14 protein-coding genes and 1 pseudogene are annotated in these 18537 nt (G+C 57.9%); 3 read left to right on the top strand and 12 right to left on the bottom strand.

Features of this window, described 5'->3' with window-relative positions; translation table 11 throughout:
• Positions 1-12: 12 nt before the first annotated feature.
• The 5 genes from purB to DQN55_RS07565 form a co-directional block, all read right to left on the bottom strand.
• A complete protein-coding gene (gene purB, locus DQN55_RS07545; RefSeq protein WP_048382493.1) occupies positions 13-1383 on the bottom strand; it encodes an adenylosuccinate lyase in 1371 nt (456 codons plus the stop codon).
• A gap of 128 nt (positions 1384-1511) precedes the next feature.
• Positions 1512-2132, bottom strand: a complete 621-nt coding sequence (gene hflD, locus DQN55_RS07550; protein WP_048382494.1) for a high frequency lysogenization protein HflD — start codon at positions 2130-2132, stop codon at positions 1512-1514.
• Positions 2129-3259: a tRNA 2-thiouridine(34) synthase MnmA gene (mnmA, locus tag DQN55_RS07555; RefSeq protein WP_048382495.1), complete on the bottom strand. Its 1131-nt coding sequence runs from the start codon at positions 3257-3259 to the stop codon at positions 2129-2131. The genes hflD and mnmA overlap by 4 nt, the downstream gene beginning before the upstream one ends.
• A gap of 59 nt (positions 3260-3318) precedes the next feature.
• Complete coding sequence (locus DQN55_RS07560; RefSeq protein WP_048382496.1) at positions 3319-3765, bottom strand: NUDIX hydrolase; 447 nt, start codon at positions 3763-3765, stop codon at positions 3319-3321.
• Positions 3766-3998: 233 nt separating this feature from the next.
• Complete coding sequence (locus DQN55_RS07565; protein WP_048382497.1) at positions 3999-6224, bottom strand: NADP-dependent isocitrate dehydrogenase; 2226 nt, start codon at positions 6222-6224, stop codon at positions 3999-4001.
• A gap of 452 nt (positions 6225-6676) precedes the next feature.
• On the opposite strand from DQN55_RS07565, the gene icd reads away from it, so the two are divergent.
• Positions 6677-7933, top strand: coding sequence for an NADP-dependent isocitrate dehydrogenase (icd, locus tag DQN55_RS07570; protein ID WP_048382498.1), 1257 nt, complete (start codon positions 6677-6679; stop codon positions 7931-7933).
• A 73-nt stretch (positions 7934-8006) separates the two neighbouring features.
• On the opposite strand, the gene DQN55_RS07575 is transcribed toward icd, so the two are convergent.
• Positions 8007-8285 (bottom strand): cold shock domain-containing protein, encoded by a 279-nt coding sequence (locus tag DQN55_RS07575; RefSeq protein WP_048382499.1) that lies wholly within the window; start codon positions 8283-8285, stop codon positions 8007-8009.
• A gap of 224 nt (positions 8286-8509) precedes the next feature.
• Here DQN55_RS07575 and clpS point away from each other — a divergent pair, with 224 nt between their 5' ends.
• The gene (gene clpS, locus DQN55_RS07580) at positions 8510-8872 is read left to right on the top strand and encodes an ATP-dependent Clp protease adapter ClpS (RefSeq protein ID WP_048382500.1); all 363 of its coding nucleotides are present in this window, start codon (positions 8510-8512) and stop codon (positions 8870-8872) included.
• Between the two features lie 29 nt (positions 8873-8901).
• Positions 8902-11172, top strand: coding sequence for an ATP-dependent Clp protease ATP-binding subunit ClpA (gene clpA / locus DQN55_RS07585; protein WP_048382501.1), 2271 nt, complete (start codon positions 8902-8904; stop codon positions 11170-11172).
• A 52-nt stretch (positions 11173-11224) separates the two neighbouring features.
• On the opposite strand, the pseudogene DQN55_RS07590 reads toward clpA, so the two are convergent.
• The 6 genes and pseudogenes from DQN55_RS07590 to aat all read right to left on the bottom strand — a co-directional run bounded on the left by DQN55_RS07590 (position 11225) and on the right by aat (position 18425).
• Positions 11225-12862, bottom strand: a pseudogene (locus DQN55_RS07590) (Na/Pi cotransporter family protein).
• A 95-nt stretch (positions 12863-12957) separates the two neighbouring features.
• Positions 12958-15672 carry a magnesium-translocating P-type ATPase gene (mgtA, locus tag DQN55_RS07595; RefSeq protein ID WP_048382502.1) on the bottom strand — a complete coding sequence of 905 codons (2715 nt, stop codon included), beginning with the start codon at positions 15670-15672 and terminating at the stop codon, positions 12958-12960.
• Positions 15673-15901: 229 nt separating this feature from the next.
• Positions 15902-16141, bottom strand: a complete 240-nt coding sequence (locus tag DQN55_RS07600) for a hypothetical protein (RefSeq protein ID WP_048382503.1) — start codon at positions 16139-16141, stop codon at positions 15902-15904.
• 524 nt (positions 16142-16665) lie between these two features.
• Complete coding sequence (gene infA, locus DQN55_RS07605; RefSeq protein WP_002553999.1) at positions 16666-16884, bottom strand: translation initiation factor IF-1; 219 nt, start codon at positions 16882-16884, stop codon at positions 16666-16668.
• Between the two features lie 98 nt (positions 16885-16982).
• Complete coding sequence (locus tag DQN55_RS07610; RefSeq protein ID WP_048382504.1) at positions 16983-17690, bottom strand: arginyltransferase; 708 nt, start codon at positions 17688-17690, stop codon at positions 16983-16985.
• 54 nt (positions 17691-17744) lie between these two features.
• Positions 17745-18425 (bottom strand): leucyl/phenylalanyl-tRNA--protein transferase, encoded by a 681-nt coding sequence (gene aat, locus DQN55_RS07615; protein ID WP_048382505.1) that lies wholly within the window; start codon positions 18423-18425, stop codon positions 17745-17747.
• Positions 18426-18537 lie beyond the last annotated feature (112 nt).

Raw genomic sequence — 18537 nt, forward strand, 5'->3', positions numbered from 1 at the left:
TCGTTGCAGCAATCAGATGCGCTTGGCCTGCTCGACAGCGTTGCCAATGTAGTTGGCAGGTGTCAGCAGCTTCAGCTCGGCCTTGGCCGCTTCCGGCATTTCAAGGCCGTCGATGAACGTTTGCAGGGCTTCTGGGCTGATGCCCTTGCCGCGGGTCAGCTCTTTGAGCTTCTCGTACGGGTTTTCGATGTTGTAGCGGCGCATCACGGTCTGGATGGGCTCTGCCAGCACTTCCCAGCAGGCATCCAGATCGGCGGCGATCTTTTGAGCATTCAGTTCGAGCTTGCTGATGCCTTTGAGGCTGGCTTCGTACGCGATCACGCTGTGGGCAAAGCCGACGCCGAGGTTGCGCAGTACGGTGGAGTCCGTCAGGTCGCGCTGCCAGCGGGAAATTGGCAATTTGCTGGCCAGGTGCTGGAACAGGGCGTTGGCGATACCCAGGTTGCCTTCGGAGTTTTCGAAGTCGATCGGGTTGACCTTGTGCGGCATCGTCGAGGAGCCGATTTCGCCCGCGATGGTGCGCTGCTTGAAGTAGCCCAGGGAAATGTAGCCCCAGATATCGCGATCGAAGTCGATCAGGATGGTGTTGAAGCGCGCGATGGCATCGAACAGCTCGGCGATGTAATCGTGTGGTTCGATCTGAGTGGTGTACGGGTTGAAGCCCAGGCCCAGTTCGTCTTCGATGAAGGCGCGGGCGTTGGCTTCCCAGTCGATCTGCGGGTAGGCCGACAGGTGGGCGTTGTAGTTACCTACGGCGCCATTGATCTTGCCCAGCAGCGGTACCGCAGCGACCTGAGCGATCTGACGCTCCAGGCGGTACACCACGTTGGCCAGTTCTTTGCCCAGGGTGGTCGGCGAAGCCGGTTGGCCGTGGGTGCGCGACAGCATCGGCACGTCGGCGAAGCGGATGGCCAGCTCGCGGATGGCTTCAGCGGTCTGGCGCATCAGCGGCAGCATCACGTCATCACGGCCTTCGCGCAGCATCAGGGCGTGGGACAGGTTGTTGATGTCTTCGCTGGTGCAGGCAAAGTGGATGAATTCGCTGACATTGGCCAGTTCAGGCAGCTTCGCGGCCTGTTCCTTGAGCAGGTACTCAATGGCTTTTACGTCGTGGTTGGTGGTGCGCTCGATCTCTTTCACGCGCTCGGCGTGCTCCAGAGAGAAGTTTTCGGCCAGTTCGTTCAGAACGGCGTTGGCTTCGGCGGAAAAGGCCGGGACTTCAGGGATGGCGGCGTGAGCTGCCAGGCGCTGGAGCCAGCGGACTTCAACCAGAACGCGGGCACGGATCAGGCCGTACTCGCTGAAAATTGGGCGCAGGGCCTGGGTTTTGCCGGCGTAGCGGCCGTCAACAGGGGAAACCGCAGTGAGCGAAGAAAGCTGCATGGGGTGTTCTCGGACAGTCGGGCAACGAAATGGGGCGCGTATCATACATGAAAAAAACGGCCGGTCCGTTGCCAACTGACCGGCGTCATACGCGTATCGACGTTACAAGGTGTGCCTGCTGGCGTGTTTCAGTTGCGCAGCATGGGGTAAAGCTCTTTGAGCAGCTTGCGGCGGCTGATGACCAGCTGCCAGCGGTGACCACCCAGTTGACGCCAAAGCCGCGCCGAGCGGATACCGGCCAGTAGCAGGGCACGAATTTTTGCAGCATTGTTCGGTTGTTGCAGGTTGCGCATGTCGCCATGCACCTGGATGCGTTGGCGCAAAGTGCTCAGGGTGTCCTGATACAGCGCGCCACACGCGGCAACCACGTTTTCGTGCGCCGGGCCGAAGTGCTCGACCTGCGACTGGATCTGCGGCAAGCGTTTGCCGATCAGCTCCAGCATGTCGTTGCGTTTGGCCAGTTGGCGCTCCAGGCCCAGCATCGACAGGGCATAGCGCAAGGGTTCGCGCTGCAGGGTGTTGGGGTCGCGTTCGAGGGCGCCGATCAGGGCGCGATAACCTTCGCGCAGGTTGATGTCGTCACCGCCGTAGACTTCCAGCGTGTCTTTGGGGTCGCGAATCAACAGGCTGCCGAGCATGCAGCTCAGGTCGGCCTCGCTGACCTGACCGGTCTTGGCTATCTTGTCCACCAGCACGGCGGCGAGAAACACGCCACCCAGGGCGATCAGTTGCTCCTGAGTGGGAGTCATGCGCGGCTGTCCCGGGTGCAGGGCTCTGCGACTTCGATCACGCCACCGCCCAAGCAGATGTCGCCATCGTAAAACACCACGGACTGGCCGGGTGTCACGGCGCGTTGCGGGTCATCGAACGTGGCGCGATAACCGTTGGCGGTCTTTTCTAGGGTGCAGGGCTGGTCGCTCTGGCGATACCGGACCTTGGCGGTCAGGCGCAGCGGGCTGCTCAGGTCGATCGGGTTGACCCAATAGATTTCCGAGGCGAGCAGGGCGCGGGAGAACAACCAGGGGTGGTCATTGCCCTGGCCAACGATCAGCTCGTTGTGCTCGAGGTCCTTGACCAGCACGTACCACGGCTCGTCACTGGCGTCTTTCAGGCCTCCGATGCCCAGGCCCTGGCGCTGGCCGATGGTGTGGTACATCAGGCCGTGGTGGCGGCCGATGACTTCACCTTCGGTGGTTTTGATCTCGCCCGGTTGGGCAGGCAGGTATTGCTTGAGGAAGTCGCTGAAGCGGCGCTCGCCAATAAAGCAGATACCGGTAGAGTCTTTTTTCTTGGCGGTGGCCAGGTCATGCTTTTCAGCAATCTTGCGTACTTCCGGCTTTTCCAGTTCGCCGACCGGGAACAGGGTCTTGGCGATCTGCTCGCCGCCGACGGCGTGCAGGAAGTAGCTCTGATCCTTGTTCGGATCCAGCCCCTTGAGTAGCTCGGTACGGCCGTCGATGTCGCGGCGGCGCACATAGTGCCCGGTGGCGATCAGGTCGGCGCCCAGCATCAGGGCATAGTCAAGGAACGCCTTGAACTTGATTTCACGGTTGCACAGGATGTCCGGGTTCGGGGTGCGACCGGCCTTGTATTCGGACAGGAAGTGCTCGAACACGTTGTCCCAGTACTCGGCGGCAAAGTTGGCAGTGTGCAGCTTGATGCCAATTTTGTCGCACACGGCCTGGGCGTCCGCCAGGTCATCCATGGCGGTGCAGTAATCCGTTCCGTCGTCTTCCTCCCAGTTCTTCATGAACAGGCCTTCCACCTGGTAGCCCTGCTCCATGAGCAGAACGGCGGAAACGGAAGAATCTACACCGCCGGACATGCCGACGATGACACGCTGTTTTTCGGGGGCGACTAAGGCTGGATCACGCATAAGGTTTCAATGAGTGTCTTGAAAAAGGACGCGATTCTAACAGGCCCGAGCGCTCAAGGCTAAACCGAAGGGCGGATTAACGTGAGGTCGAACAGTTTGCCGTCCAGATAATCGTCGATGCACTGCAGGCTCAGCTCGCTGCGCCAGCGGTGACGTTGCTCCAGCAGTTCGTCACGGGTCAGCCAGAGCGGGCCGATGATGCCGGTGTCCAGGGCGTAGTCGGGGTGGTGCTGAAGGGCTTTGCCGGCGAAGCAGACACGCTGATAGGTCACGCCATTGCTGGGGGCGGTGTAGAGGTAAATGCCGATGACGCCGGTCAGCTCGACGTCATAGCCGGTTTCTTCGAGGGTTTCGCGGATTGCGGCGTCGATCAGGCTTTCGTTCGGGTCAAGGTGGCCCGCCGGTTGGTTGAGTACGGCACGTTCGCCCTTGAGCTCCTCGACCATCAGGAAGCGGCCATTGTCTTCGACAACGGTGGCGACGGTGATATGGGGTTTCCATTCCATGGGCAGGTCTCGTTGTATCGGATGATGAGTCGTAGCCGCTGTCAAAGGCTGCGTCGGTTGCGAAGCAATCGTAAAACCTGAGAACCGGGTTTGTACTGACGGGTCGCGGGAATTGATTCTACGACGACTGTGTCGCCATACGCAGCCTTTGGCAGCGGCTACGGCATTTCTGTCTCTCGGAAAACACAAACCCCGGCGTCGTGGGCCGGGGTTTGTGGTGTTGCCTGTTGCTCTTACACCAGCGACGCGATGATCGCGTTGAAGGTTGCGCTTGGGCGCATGGCCTTGCTCACCAGTGCAGCATCAGCGTGGTAGTAACCACCGATGTCGACTGGCTTGCCTTGTACCGCGTTGAGTTCGGCAACGATGGTTGCTTCGTTCTCGGTCAAGGCTTTTGCCACAGGGGCGAATTGTGCTTGCAGCTCTTTGTCTTCGGTCTGGGCTGCCAAGGCTTGTGCCCAGTACAGCGTCAGGTAGAAGTGGCTGCCGCGGTTGTCGATGTTGCCGACTTTACGCGATGGCGATTTGTTGTTGTCGAGGAACTGGCCGGTAGCCTGGTCCAGGGTCTTGGCCAACACCAGCGCTTTCGGGTTGTTGTAGGTCGTGCCCAGGTGTTCCAGGGAAGCGGCCAGTGCCAGGAACTCACCCAGCGAGTCCCAACGCAGGAAGTTTTCTTCCAGCAGTTGTTGCACGTGCTTGGGTGCCGAGCCGCCGGCGCCGGTTTCAAACAGACCGCCGCCATTCATCAGCGGTACGATCGAGAGCATTTTGGCGCTGGTGCCCAGTTCCATGATCGGGAACAGGTCAGTCAGGTAGTCGCGCAGTACGTTGCCGGTGACCGAGATAGTATCCAGGCCGGCGCGGGTACGCTCCAGAGTGAGCTTCATGGCGTCTACCGGGGCCATGATGCGAATGTCCAGGCCGCTGGTGTCGTGATCTTTCAGGTAGGTTTCGACCTTTTTGATCATTTCTGCGTCATGGCTACGCTTTGGGTCCAGCCAGAATACGGCCGGGGTGTTACTGGCGCGAGCGCGGTTGACGGCCAGCTTGACCCAGTCGCGGATCGGCGCGTCTTTGGCCTGGCACATGCGCCAGATATCGCCTTCCTCGACTTTCTGTTCCATCAGCACGTTGCCGTTGCTGTCAGTAACCCGCACAACGCCCGGGGTCTTGATCTGGAAGGTTTTGTCGTGGGAACCGTATTCTTCGGCTTTTTGCGCCATCAGGCCAACGTTTGGCACGCTGCCCATGGTGGTCGGATCGAAAGCGCCGTGCTTCTGGCAGTCTTCGATGGTCGCCTGATAAATAGTGGCGTAGCAGCGATCCGGGATCACGGCCTTGGTGTCTTGCAGCTGACCTTCGGTGTTCCACATTTTGCCGGAATCACGAATCATGGCCGGCATCGAGGCGTCGACGATAACGTCGCTAGGCACGTGCAGGTTGGTGATGCCCTTGTCGGAGTTGACCATGGCCAGCGCAGGACGGGTGGCATACACAGCCTGGATATCTGCTTCGATTTCAGCTTGCTTCTCGGCTGGCAGCACCTTGATACGAGCGTACAGGTCGCCGATACCGTTGTTCAGGTTGAAGCCGATTTCCTTCAGGACGTCAGCGTGTTTTTCCAGCGCATCCTTGTAGAACTCAGCGACGATCTGACCAAACATGATCGGGTCCGAGACCTTCATCATGGTGGCTTTCAAGTGCACGGAGAACAGTACGCCCTGTTTCTTGGCGTCTTCGATTTCGGCCGCTACGAACTGGCGCAGGGCTTTTTTGCTCATGGTGGAGCAATCGATGATCTCGCCGGCTTGTACGGCGGTTTTTTCCTTCAGGACGGTGGTAGTGCCGTCTTGAGCGATCAATTCGATTTTAACGCTGCCCGGGGCTTCGATCAGGGCGGCTTTTTCGCTGCCGTAGAAATCGCCTTCGCTCATGTGAGCAACGTGGGACTTGGAGTCTGCGGTCCAGGCGCCCATTTTGTGCGGGTGCTTGCGAGCGTAGTTTTTAACCGACAGCGGAGCGCGGCGGTCAGAGTTGCCTTCACGCAGAACCGGGTTTACGGCGCTGCCCATGACCTTGCTGTAGCGCGCCTTGGTTTCTTTTTCGGCGTCAGTGGTCACGGTTTCCGGGTAGTCCGGAATGTTAAAGCCCTGCGCTTGCAGTTCTTTGATCGCGGCCTGCAATTGCGGGACCGAGGCGCTGATGTTAGGCAGCTTGATGATGTTGGCTTCAGGGGTAACGGCCAGGGCGCCAAGTTCGGCGAGGTGGTCTGCTACGGCCTTTGCACCCAATTGCTCGGGGAAGCTGGCGAGAATACGGCCTGCCAGAGAGATGTCGCGCGTCTCAACGGCGATATCAGCGCTTGCAGTAAAGGCTTCGATGATAGGCAGCAGTGAATAGGTGGCGAGCGCCGGAGCTTCGTCGGTGAAGGTATAGATGATCTTCGAACGGTTGGGCATTTCGGATTAACTCTCTTCTTTGCTGAGCGTGCTCAGATTCTCGAGATGCGCAGGGTAGGCGCTTTCGTTCACAGTGAACAATGAGCCGAAAGTCGAGGTTCTTCGCGGTGATGTGAATGCATCAGTAGAGCGTCAAGCGGTCGAGCCGGGGTAACAGCTCAGCCTTTCTAGGCCTGAAAGACTCATTCCTGTAGGTATTTCGCTGTGACTCCGTGGTCACCGGCGCAGTATACATAGGTCACTAATGTTCCTGCGAGGGGGGAGGCGAATCGAAGGGCATCCTTTGGTCTAAGGTGTGCGGCTGAAACAGGCCGGGTTTTGGCGATTTCCCCTTGTATTTACGGGGTGGGAAGGGGCGGTGGTCGCCTGTGTGGAACATTCGGTTTGCGTGCCGATTCAACTGGGTTACGCTCGTGCTCGGCATGATGTTCCACTCATAAATGGAGTTCAGCATGGGATACAACAAGATCAAGGTTCCAGCCGCAGGTGAGAAAATCACCGTGAATGCAAACCACTCCCTGAATGTGCCTGACAACCCGATCATTCCCTACATTGAAGGTGATGGCATCGGTGTCGACATCAGCCCCGTCATGATCAAGGTTGTCGATGCAGCCGTCAGCAAGGCGTATGGCGACCGGCGCAAAATCTCCTGGATGGAGGTGTATGCGGGCGAGAAGGCGACCCAGGTCTATGATCAGGACACGTGGTTGCCTCAGGAAACACTGGATGCCGTCAAAGACTACGTCGTATCGATCAAAGGCCCGTTGACCACTCCGGTCGGTGGCGGCATCCGTTCCCTGAACGTCGCGCTTCGCCAGCAGCTTGACCTGTATGTGTGTCTGCGCCCGGTGCGCTGGTTCGAAGGCGTGCCCAGTCCGGTCAAAAAGCCCGGCGATGTCGACATGACTATCTTTCGCGAGAACTCCGAGGATATTTATGCCGGTATTGAGTGGAAGGCCGGTTCGCCGGAAGCGATCAAGGTCATCAAGTTTCTGAAAGAAGAAATGGGTGTGACCAAAATCCGCTTTGATCAGGACTGCGGCATTGGCGTCAAGCCGGTCTCCCGGGAAGGCACCCGGCGCCTGGTGCGCAAGGCGCTGCAGTACGTGGTCGACAACGACCGCGAGTCGCTGACAATCGTCCACAAGGGCAACATCATGAAGTTCACCGAAGGTGCCTTCAAAGAGTGGGCGTATGAAGTGGCTGCTGAGGAATTTGGTGCCACCTTGCTTGACGGTGGACCGTGGATGCAGTTCAAGAATCCCGCGACCGGGCGTAACGTGATCGTCAAAGACGCCATCGCCGATGCCATGCTGCAGCAAATCCTGTTGCGTCCGGCAGAGTATGACGTAATTGCGACGCTCAACCTCAATGGCGACTACCTGTCTGACGCCCTGGCTGCCGAGGTGGGCGGTATCGGTATTGCGCCGGGGGCCAACCTGTCTGACACAATTGCCATGTTTGAGGCGACCCACGGTACCGCGCCCAAGTACGCAGGCAAGGACCAGGTCAACCCAGGGTCACTGATCCTGTCCGCTGAAATGATGTTGCGGCACATGGGCTGGACCGAGGCTGCGGACCTGATCATCAAGGGCACCAATGGTGCGATTTCGGCCAAAACCGTGACTTATGACTTCGAGAGGCTCATGGACGGTGCCCGGTTGGTGTCGTGCTCCGGTTTCGGTGATGCCCTGATCTCCCATATGTAAACGTGTGGCCAACAAAAAGGCCGACTCATTGAATGAGTCGGCCTTTTTTGCAGATGGCGACGGTTCCGTCAGGTCAGACCGACACCGTGTGTACCTGTGTCACTGCCGTTTGAGGCAGCAGGATGGCATTGGCGTCGGTAATGTTGACTGCATGCAAACCCTTGGGGCCTTGGGTGATTTCAAAGCTCACGGGCTGGCCAGCCTTGAGTGTTTTATAGCCGTCCATCTGGATAGCTGAAAAATGGGCAAAAAAGTCGATCGGGTGTCCGTGTTCATCAATGCCTTCCTTGGCTTCCGTATTGATAAAGCCGAAGCCTTTGGCGTTGTTGAACCACTTGACTTTGCCTTGCATACTCATATCCCTCTGCTGCAAACGACTCCATCACTGGAGTATCATCCAGTTGACTCGCACATTGCCCACTAAAATGGTTGACTGTGCGGACCTTTATTCCACATTGTGGCTTCTAATGGTTGTAACACCGTTTTACCGATAGTCAAGGCCACGCGGCAGCGCTGTTGAAATTTGATACGTTTGCCTCCATCACTGTATTCGCTCAACGACGAACCTTTCTTTCCATGCATGCAATTAGCCAGACTCGACTAACATTCAATCAGGATCAGCCCGATTTTGATGGCGAAGACTCCGCGGGCTTGGCTGTGCAAGAGGCTAAGCCTGCGCTTCAGGCGCCACCGATGTACAAGGTGGTTTTGTTCAATGATGACTACACGCCCATGGACTTTGTTGTCGAAGTACTTGAGGTGTTTTTTAACTTGAATCGCGAATTGGCGACCAAGGTTATGCTGGCCGTTCATACAGAAGGACGGGCCGTGTGCGGCATTTTTACCCGCGATATTGCCGAGACCAAGGCGATGCAGGTAAACCAGTACGCACGCGAAAGCCAGCATCCGCTACTCTGTGAAATCGAGAAGGACGGTTAACGCCGACCACTTGGGTATGAGGTGAAGCCATGTTAAATCGCGAGCTCGAAGTCACCCTCAATCTTGCCTTCAAGGAAGCCCGCTCCAAGCGTCATGAGTTCATGACGGTTGAGCACCTCCTTCTTGCGCTTTTGGATAATGAGGCGGCCGCAACCGTTCTACGCGCCTGTGGCGCAAACCTCGACAAACTCAAGCATGACCTGCAAGAGTTTATTGATTCTACGACCCCGCTGATCCCCGCTCACGATGAAGACCGCGAAACCCAGCCAACCCTGGGTTTTCAGCGTGTCTTGCAACGTGCCGTCTTCCATGTGCAAAGCTCCGGCAAGCGCGAAGTTACGGGGGCCAACGTCCTGGTTGCGATTTTCAGCGAGCAGGAGAGCCAAGCGGTGTTCCTGCTCAAGCAGCAGAGCGTTGCCCGCATTGATGTGGTCAACTTTATTGCCCACGGGATCTCCAAGGTGCCCGGGCATGGGGATCACTCCGATGGCGATCATGACATGCAGGATGAAGAGGGCGGCGAGTCGTCGTCCTCCAGCAACCCGCTGGATGCCTACGCCAGCAACCTGAACGAGCTGGCTCGTCAGGGGCGTATTGATCCGCTGGTCGGGCGTGAAATGGAAGTTGAGCGTGTCGCTCAGATTCTGGCGCGTCGACGCAAAAACAACCCGCTGCTGGTCGGCGAGGCGGGTGTGGGTAAAACTGCCATCGCCGAAGGTCTGGCCAAGCGCATCGTGGACAACCAGGTGCCGGATCTGCTGGCTAACAGCATCGTCTACTCACTGGATCTCGGGGCCTTGCTGGCCGGTACCAAATACCGCGGCGACTTTGAGAAGCGCTTCAAGGCGCTGCTGGGTGAGTTGAAAAAACGCCCGCAGGCCATTCTGTTCATCGATGAAATCCATACCATCATCGGTGCCGGCGCTGCTTCCGGCGGCGTGATGGATGCATCCAACCTGCTCAAACCGTTGTTGTCTTCGGGCGACATCCGTTGCATCGGGTCGACGACGTTCCAGGAGTTCCGCGGGATCTTCGAAAAAGACCGTGCCCTGGCGCGACGTTTCCAGAAAGTCGACGTCTCCGAGCCTTCGGTTGAAGACACGATCGGTATTCTTCGTGGCCTGAAAGGGCGTTTCGAGCTGCATCACGGTATCGAATACAGTGACGAAGCCCTGCGCGCGGCGGCTGAACTGGCCTCGCGTTACATCAATGACCGGCACATGCCGGACAAGGCAATTGATGTGATTGACGAAGCGGGCGCTTACCAGCGTTTGCAACCGGTTGAAAATCGCGTCAAGCGCATCGAAGTGGCACAGGTCGAAGACATCGTGGCGAAAATCGCCCGTATTCCTCCAAAGCATGTTTCCAGCTCGGACAAAGAGCTGCTGCGTAATCTGGAGCGCGATCTGCGCCTGACCGTATTCGGTCAGGATGCCGCGATTGATTCGTTGTCGACCGCGATCAAGTTGTCGCGTGCCGGCCTCAAGTCGCCTGACAAACCAGTGGGTTCCTTCCTGTTCGCCGGGCCTACCGGTGTGGGCAAGACCGAAGCTGCCCGTCAACTGGCCAAGGCGCTGGGGATCGAGCTGGTGCGTTTCGACATGTCCGAGTACATGGAGCGCCATACCGTTTCACGTTTGATCGGTGCACCTCCAGGTTACGTGGGCTTTGATCAGGGCGGTCTGCTGACTGAGGCCATCACCAAGCAACCGCACTGCGTATTGCTGCTCGATGAGATCGAGAAGGCGCACCCCGAGGTCTTTAACCTGCTGCTGCAGGTTATGGATCACGGCACGCTGACCGATAACAACGGGCGCAAGGCCGACTTCCGCAACGTCATCGTGATCATGACCACTAACGCCGGTGCCGAAACAGCGGCGAGGGCTTCGATCGGTTTTACCATTCAGGACCACGCGTCCGATGCCATGGAAGCGATCAAGAAGAGCTTCACTCCGGAGTTCCGCAACCGTCTGGACACCATCATTCAGTTTGGTCGCCTCAGCCATGAGGTCATCAAGCATGTGGTGGACAAGTTCCTGACCGAGCTGCAGGCCCAGCTGGACGACAAGCACGTGCAGCTCGTGGTGTCAGATGCTGCCCGCGGCTGGCTGGCTGCCGGAGGCTACGATGTGCAAATGGGTGCGCGGCCAATGGCTCGCCTGATCCAGGACAAGATCAAGCGTCCTCTGGCCGAGGAAATCCTCTTCGGAGAGCTGGCCGATCACGGCGGTGTGGTTCACGTCGATCTCAAGGATGGCGAGCTGGTCTTTGAGTTTGAAACGGCTGTCGAGATGGCTTGATGTAGTCACGCAGTAAAAAAGGCGCCTTCGGGCGCCTTTTCGCTGTCTGGAGTTAGATCAGGATCGGGGTTGGTGCATGCTCGGCGTTGCGCTCCAGCACCGGGTAGCCTAGGGCGGCTATGTGGTGATGAACGCGACGGTAGTCGCGCAGCACACGCTGAAAGATATCCCCTGATTCTGCCCATGCCGTCTTGTCATTTTGCAGCTTGCGAAAGTGCTCACGGCTGGCTCTTGCTTCCAGCTTGCGCATGGTTTCCTTGTGGCTGATCAGCGTGTCAGCCGCGACTACGTCTTCGCGTAGAAACGCAGTAATGGCCAGGTTCAGGCTGTCCAGCAGGGCCAGGTGCATGGCCTGGATATGAACCAGTTCGAACGAGGAAAAGCGCTCACCCCGGCGAGTTCTGCGAATAGCCAACTGCGCCAGGTTGTTGAGGATGTCACCGGCATGCTCCAGGTTGATCACAAACATCAGGACTTCCTGCGCGCGGTCGGCATCGGCATCGCTCAGGCCATCCTGGCCAATGTCGGCAAGATAGGCGCGGATCGCCGCACTGAGCAGGTCCACGGAGTGATCCAGTTGGCGCACCTTATCCATCGTCTGCTGGTTAGGCTTCTCGAACAGCTGCAAGACCTAGTTAAGCATCAAGGATGTCATGTCCGCCAGGCGCAAGGCTTCCCGTACGCTATTTGACAGCCCGATGTTGGCGACTTCCAGCCCGGCCTCGTCTAGATATTGCGGCATGCCCGGGTCTGCTGGCGGCTCCTGCTGTGCAAACAGGCGGGTCAGCAGGCGAGCGCAAGGCTCGGTCAAACCGATAAACACCACTGCCAGCAGCAGATTGAACGCGGTGTGCAGGTACACGACCCACTGCGCGAGACCGCTATCGGTGCTGGTTATGTAGGTGGCCATCAGCGGCAGACATGGCAGCAATGCCAAGGTGCCGAGCAGGCGGATCAACAGGTTGCCCACGGGCAGGCGTCGCGCTACTGGCGAGCTGGCACTCATCACGGATGGCAAGGCGCCGCCGATATTGGCGCCGAGCATCAGGGCGATGGCGGTGGTCGGGGTCATCATGCCAGCGCCTGCCAAAGAGGCGATAAGCAGCACGACCGCGACGCTGGAGTGGCAGATCCAGGTCAGCAGCACGGCGGCGACCACCGCAATGATCACGTCACCTTCCAGACTTTGCATTACGGCGCGAAACACCGAGGTCGCTTCCATCTGGCCCAGGCTGGCGCTGAGCAAACCCAGGGCCAATAGCATCAGGCCCAGGCCAATCAGTGCGCAGCCCACGCTTTCATGGCGCGAATCATCGCGCAGGCGAAAGACGATAAAGCCCACCAGCAAGATGACAGGCATCGCCAGCGAGGTATCGAAACTCAGAAGCTGCACCACTAAGGTCGAGCCGATGTTGGCACCCAGCATCACTGCCAGGGCGGGTGCCAGGCTCAGGGTGCCCGCGGCGGTGAACGAGGTTGCCATCAGGCTGACCGCCGTACTGCTTTGCAGTACGCCGGTAATACCAATCCCGGAGATCAGCGCCATCCAGCGGTTATTGAGGTTGCGCCCCATCCAGTTGCGCAGTTGAGTACCGAATCCACGTAGCAGGGCGGTAGAAATCATATGGGTGCCCCACAGCAAAAGTGCGATGGCGCCCGCGAGGTTGAGTAACAGAGTGGTTCCCGACATGAGGAATCTCCACAGAACAAACATTCATGTTTTACGAGGTCGTAATACGAAGGCATGGGCTGGCGCAGTACTGCACCAGCCCATGGCGATTCAAGTCAGTACCACTGCTTGAAACGACGGATGTAGAGGGTTTTCATAAGCTGTGCGACGCAGCAATAGCTGAACAGGGTGGCAACCAGCCAAGGGAAGTACGACAGCGGCAGCGGCTCCAGGCCGACCATGGTGCCCAGCGGCGAGAACGGTACGTAGATCCCCAGCACAATCACAATGATGGTCATCATGGTGACGGGCCATGCAGCCGTGCTCTGGAAGAACGGGATCTTGCGGGTACGCAGCATGTGGACCACCAGGGTTTGCGACAGCAGTCCTTCGATAAACCAGCCGGACTGGAACAGGGTCTGCATTTCCACGCTGTTGGCCGAGAACACGTACCACATCAGGGCGAACGTTGTGATGTCGAAGATCGACGACGTTGGCCCGATCCAGATCATGAAGCGCCCGATATTCTTGGCGTCCCACTTGCGCGGTTTTTGCAGGTATTCCTTATCCATCTTGTCCCAGGGCAACGCCAGCTGGGAGATGTCGTACATCAGGTTTTGCAGCAGCAGGTGAATCGACAGCATCGGCAAAAAGGGGATAAAGGCGCTAGCCACCAGTACTGAGAACACGTTGCCGAAGTTGGAGCTGGCAGTCATGTTCAGGTATTTCATGATGTTACCGAAGGTCTCGCGACCCTTTAGCACACCTTCTTCCAGCACCATCAGGCTCTTTTCCAGGAGGATGATGTCAGCCGACTCTTTGGCGATATCCGTTCCGCTGTCCACCGAAATGCCTACGTCGGCATCGCGCAGGGCAGGGGCGTCGTTGATGCCATCGCCGAGGAACCCAACGGTGTGGCCATTGGCTTGCAACGCTTTAAGCACACGGGATTTCTGCAGCGGGGTGAGCTTGGCGAACACCGTGCGCTGTTCGACCTCCAGTTGGAGCGCGGTGTCGTCCATTGTCTCGATCTGCGGGCCCAGCAGCGGGGTACCAGGCTCCAAGCCCACCTGACGGCAAATCTTGCTGGTGACCACGGCGTTGTCACCGGTCAGTACCTTGACCGCTACGCCGATATCTTGAAGGGCGGCAATCGCCGGGCCAGCGGTTTCCTTTGGAGGATCAAGGAAGGTCAGAAAACCACGTATTACCAGATCGCGCTCATCCGCGGTGTTGTATTGCTTGTGCGAATGGGCTTTCGGGATTTCGCGGGTGGCGACCAGTAACACGCGGAAACCATCCTCGTTGTACTCGGTGGCCAGGGCCAGCAATTGTTCGCGGCGAGCAGCGTCCAGCGAGACGACGGTATCGCCTTCCATCACATGGGTGGCAATGCCCAGCATCTCTTCCACGGCGCCCTTGCACACCATCAGGTGGTCGCCACGGGTGTCCTTGACGATGATCGACAGACGCCGACGCACGAAGTCAAAGGGCAGCTCATCCACCTTGCTGTAGTTGAGAGGTTCGTTGAACTGTGGGTCCTGCCGGGAAAACTGCACCACTGCCTGATCCATCAGGTTGCGTATGCCGCTCTGGTGATGGCTGTTGAGCCAGGCTAGGGCCAGCACCGACTCGTCGCGTTTGCCGGTGGAATCGACATGGTGCTCAAGGATGATGTGGTCCTGGGTCAGCGTGCCGGTCTTGTCGGTGCACAGCACATCCATCGAGCCCAAGTTCTGAATCGCATTCAGGCGCTTGACCACGACTTTGCGCTTGGCCATGGCGTTAGCGCCCTTGGCCAGGTTAGCGCTGACAATCATGGGCAGCATTTCAGGGGTCAGGCCTACGGCCACCGCCAGGGCAAACAGGAAGGCATCGCCCCAATCGCCCTTTGAGAACCCATTGAGGAAAAACACGATGGGCACCATGACCAGCATGAAGCGGATCAGCAGCCAGCTGACGCTGTTGACCCCGCGGTCGAACGCGGTTTGCGTGCGAGAGCCGACGATGGCCTTGGCCAGCGAGCCGAAGTAGGTGCGCGGACCGGTGGCCACCACCACGGCCCGGGCCGTGCCGCTGACCACGTTGGTGCCCATGAAGCAGATGTTGGGCAGGTCCAGCAGGTTGCTCTGGTCTGCGGCGGTACTGGAGGCGGACTTTTGTGCAACATCTCCCAGGGTGTCGTATTTCTCTACGGGCAAGGCTTCGCCAGTGAGCACGGCCTGGCTGATAAACAGGTCCCGGGATTCGATCAGGCGAACGTCTGCCGGAATCATGTCGCCAGCGGATAGCCAGACGATATCGCCGGCGACTAGTTCGCGCATCGGCACTTCGTGCACCGAGGTTTTTCCGCTGGTCTTGTCTCGCCGAACAACGGTAGCGGTGGTGCGGACCATGGCCTTGAGTGCCTCGGCAGACTTCGCAGAGCGGTGTTCTTGCCAGAAGCGCAGCAAGCTGCTGAGGCCGACCATCAAGCCAATGATGATGACTTTGGTCAGGTCGCCTTCTTCGCCATCGCGCTCCGGCAGCCAATAGTCGGTGAAAAAGCTGATAACGCCCAGGGTCAGAAGTACATAAATGAATGGGTTATGCAGGGCCAGCATGAACTGAACGAAGGCGTGAGGCGGCTTGTCATGGGCCACCTCGTTGTAGCCGTCGTCCTTCAGGCGTTCTGCGGCGTCCTGTTCGGTCAGGCCGGTGGTTGTTGTGCGCACATTGGCCAGGGTGGCGCTGAGGCCGTTTTGTGCTTCCCGTGCGGCACGCATGGACAGTTTGCTGTTGTCGCTGGCGCTGTTCTTGTCTCGAACTTTAGTGTTTTTTACGGCGCTCATGATGAGTACTCCTGTCGCCAACTCTTGACCCGACTAACAGTGGTTTACCTTTTTAAAGGCGCGCCAATGCAGGCCGAGTCGCAAACTTCGCAATCGGTTTAATTGAAGTGTTAAGTGCGCTTCAAATGCCCGCTGCTACGAGGTAATTAATACTCGCGCAGCGGGTAACTACTGGCGTCTTCCATAAGGAGCTCCAGTTAACTAACAGGTGTTATTAATTGATTTAAAATCAGCGCAAGAAGCGACTCTGCGGGTCCTGAGAGTCGGCCATGCTCCAGCGCTGTTCCAGTTGGCCTGTGGCCGGGCTGACGCGCCAATGCACCTGGCGGTGCGCTGGTTTATTGCCGGGAACGGCTGTGGAAAAAGGTGATTTTGCCGAGCGAGCATAGGTGGGCTCGCGGGACAGTTTTACGCGCATGCTGGAGGTAAAGGCGCGAACGCCGGGTAGAACATGGGTTTTAAAGGTCATAACACACCTCGTGACCGGACTGATGCCGGTGAGGTCGTTACGTTGGAGCGTCAGGCTCTAGCGCAGTTGACCTCGCCGTGCAGGCGAGTCCCGTCAATGTCTGGGTTAGGCGTCCGGTACTCCGTATACACGGTGACCGGACAGCGTCTAGATACTGTGTCCATTGGCTTCTTTTGTGAAGTTTATAGGCGGCCTGAATGACCGGCCTGTGCAATCTACTCACTGGGCGGTGGTCCGTCAACTTTAAAGCCCGGAAAGTGTGTCCGGTACAGCATCGGTTCAGGTAGTTTGAAGGGTGTGGAAGTTTGAGTTAGATCTATAACTAATAAGACAAAATAGTGACAGCGGCTCAAGATTTATATATTAAGCCATCCTTGTGGGGGCGAGCCTGCTCGCGAAGGCAGCGCAGTGGTTTTTCCAAAAGATCGCCTCGCTTGCTTCGCGAGCGGGCTCGCTACCACGGGTACACAAATCGCAGACAAACAAAAACGCCCGGCAGAGCCGGGCGTTTTGTATTGACTTGCTTAGCGAGCGCGGTAAGTAATACGCCCTTTGCTCAAGTCATAGGGCGTCAGCTCGACGCGCACTTTGTCACCGGTAAGAATACGAATGTAGTTCTTGCGCATCTTGCCGGAAATATGCGCGGTTACGACGTGCCCATTTTCCAACTCCACGCGAAACATGGTGTTGGGCAGGGTGTCGACGACAGTGCCTTCCATTTCGAAGCTGTCTTCTTTCGACATGCAGTAAAGCCCTCGGTGTCCAATGAATGGCCCGGTGCAACTGCGCCAGGCAAAAGCGGCGTGCATTGTGCCCGAAAAATGGGGTTTAAGCCAAGGGTTCAGTTAAGAGTGCTCCATCTCTGATTGATGAGCAGCTCAATGGGCCGATATTCGGTCTTGTAATTCATCTTTTTGCAGTTTTTGATCCAGTACCCCAGATAGAGCGCGTCCAGCCCCAGTCGCCGGGTTTCGGCGATTTGCCAGAGAATCCCGTAGCGACCCAGACTGCGGCGTTCTTCGGTGGGTTCGTAAAAGGTGTAGACCGCCGATAAACCGTTGGGTAGCACATCGGTGACAGCGACGGCGAGCAAGCGTGGGCCAAGGCGGAACTCGTAAAAGGTCGAGAACGGCAGGTCGCGTACCAGGAAGGTCGAAAATTGATCGCGGCTCGGTGGAAACATGTCGCCATCGGCATGCCGCTGCTCGATATAGCGTTTGTAAAGGTCAAAATGCTCTTCGCTGAAGCCGGGTTTTTTGGCTTGTACCTGTAAGTCGGCATTGCGCTTGAAAATACGTTTTTGCTGACGATTGGGGGTAAATAGCGCCACAGGAATGCGCGCAGGCGTGCAGGCGTCGCACTTCAGGCAATGCGGCCGATAAAGATGGTCGCCACTGCGCCGAAAGCCCATTTCGGACAAGTCGGCGTAGACCTGCACATCCATCGGCTGGCTGGGATCGAGGAACAGCGTGGTGGCCTGTTCGTCGGGCAGGTAGCTGCAAACGTGAGGTTGAGTGGCATAAAACTTCAAGCGCGCCAGCTCGGTCATGATTGGCCCTCGGAAAATCTTTGAATTAAGTGTAAGCCAGCGTACAGAACTCGCCTACAAAACCCATTGAGCAGTTGCAGGCTGATCCAGATGATTGCGCAGATACTCGGCGAACTGGTTGCGGGCAATAGAGCGGGCGCCCAGGCTTTGCAGGTGGTCGGTGGGCATTTGGCAGTCAATCAGGACGAATCCCCAGGCCTGGAGTTGCTTGACCAGCGTCGCAAACCCGAATTTCGAGGCGTTATCGGCGCGGCTGAACATGGATTCACCGAAAAACAGCTGGCCCATTGCCAGGCCATACAGGCCGCCCACCAGTTCGCCGTTGTCCCATACTTCAACCGAATGGGCGTGGCCCCGTGCATGAAGCTCGATGTAGGCCGCTTGCATGTCATCGGTGATCCATGTGCCATCCGCATGGGCGCGGGGCGCTGCGCACGCTCGTATGACGGTCGCGAAGTCGCGGTCAAAGCTCACGTCATAGCGCTGTTGGCGCAATAGCTTGCCCAGGCTGCGCGAAACGTGAAGTTCTTCGGGGAACAGCACGGTACGCGGGTCCGGTGACCACCAGAGGATCGGCTGGCCTTCGGAAAACCACGGGAAGCAGCCGTGGCGATAGGCCTGGATCAACCGGTCGGCCGACAGGTCGCCGCCTGCCGCCAACAGTCCATTGGGCTCGCGCATGGCCTTGTTCAAGGGCGGGAAGGTGAGGGTGTCGCGTTTTAACCAGGTCAGCATGGCAATCAGTCTTACTGAAGTAGGGGAGGGCGGCTGCAACTCTGTCGCACGGGTGTGGTCTCAGTCGATCTGCCAGTTAAATGCAACGTCGGTTTTGACAGTGGTATAAGTC

Source organism: Pseudomonas taetrolens (assembly GCF_900475285.1).
Classification (GTDB): domain Bacteria; phylum Pseudomonadota; class Gammaproteobacteria; order Pseudomonadales; family Pseudomonadaceae; genus Aquipseudomonas; species Aquipseudomonas taetrolens.

Coding starts and splice junctions, on each gene's coding strand:
- DQN55_RS07565 (WP_048382497.1), bottom strand. CDS start 6,224: ATGCCCAACCGTTCGAAGATCATCTATACCTTCACCGACGAAGCTCCG.
- clpA (WP_048382501.1), top strand. CDS start 8,902: ATGTTAAATCGCGAGCTCGAAGTCACCCTCAATCTTGCCTTCAAGGAA.
- DQN55_RS07610 (WP_048382504.1), bottom strand. CDS start 17,690: ATGACCGAGCTGGCGCGCTTGAAGTTTTATGCCACTCAACCTCACGTT.
- clpS (WP_048382500.1), top strand. CDS start 8,510: ATGCATGCAATTAGCCAGACTCGACTAACATTCAATCAGGATCAGCCC.
- DQN55_RS07560 (WP_048382496.1), bottom strand. CDS start 3,765: ATGGAATGGAAACCCCATATCACCGTCGCCACCGTTGTCGAAGACAAT.
- mgtA (WP_048382502.1), bottom strand. CDS start 15,672: ATGAGCGCCGTAAAAAACACTAAAGTTCGAGACAAGAACAGCGCCAGC.
- mnmA (WP_048382495.1), bottom strand. CDS start 3,259: ATGCGTGATCCAGCCTTAGTCGCCCCCGAAAAACAGCGTGTCATCGTC.
- DQN55_RS07600 (WP_048382503.1), bottom strand. CDS start 16,141: ATGACCTTTAAAACCCATGTTCTACCCGGCGTTCGCGCCTTTACCTCC.
- aat (WP_048382505.1), bottom strand. CDS start 18,425: ATGCTGACCTGGTTAAAACGCGACACCCTCACCTTCCCGCCCTTGAAC.
- purB (WP_048382493.1), bottom strand. CDS start 1,383: ATGCAGCTTTCTTCGCTCACTGCGGTTTCCCCTGTTGACGGCCGCTAC.
- infA (WP_002553999.1), bottom strand. CDS start 16,884: ATGTCGAAAGAAGACAGCTTCGAAATGGAAGGCACTGTCGTCGACACC.
- hflD (WP_048382494.1), bottom strand. CDS start 2,132: ATGACTCCCACTCAGGAGCAACTGATCGCCCTGGGTGGCGTGTTTCTC.
- DQN55_RS07575 (WP_048382499.1), bottom strand. CDS start 8,285: ATGCAAGGCAAAGTCAAGTGGTTCAACAACGCCAAAGGCTTCGGCTTT.
- icd (WP_048382498.1), top strand. CDS start 6,677: ATGGGATACAACAAGATCAAGGTTCCAGCCGCAGGTGAGAAAATCACC.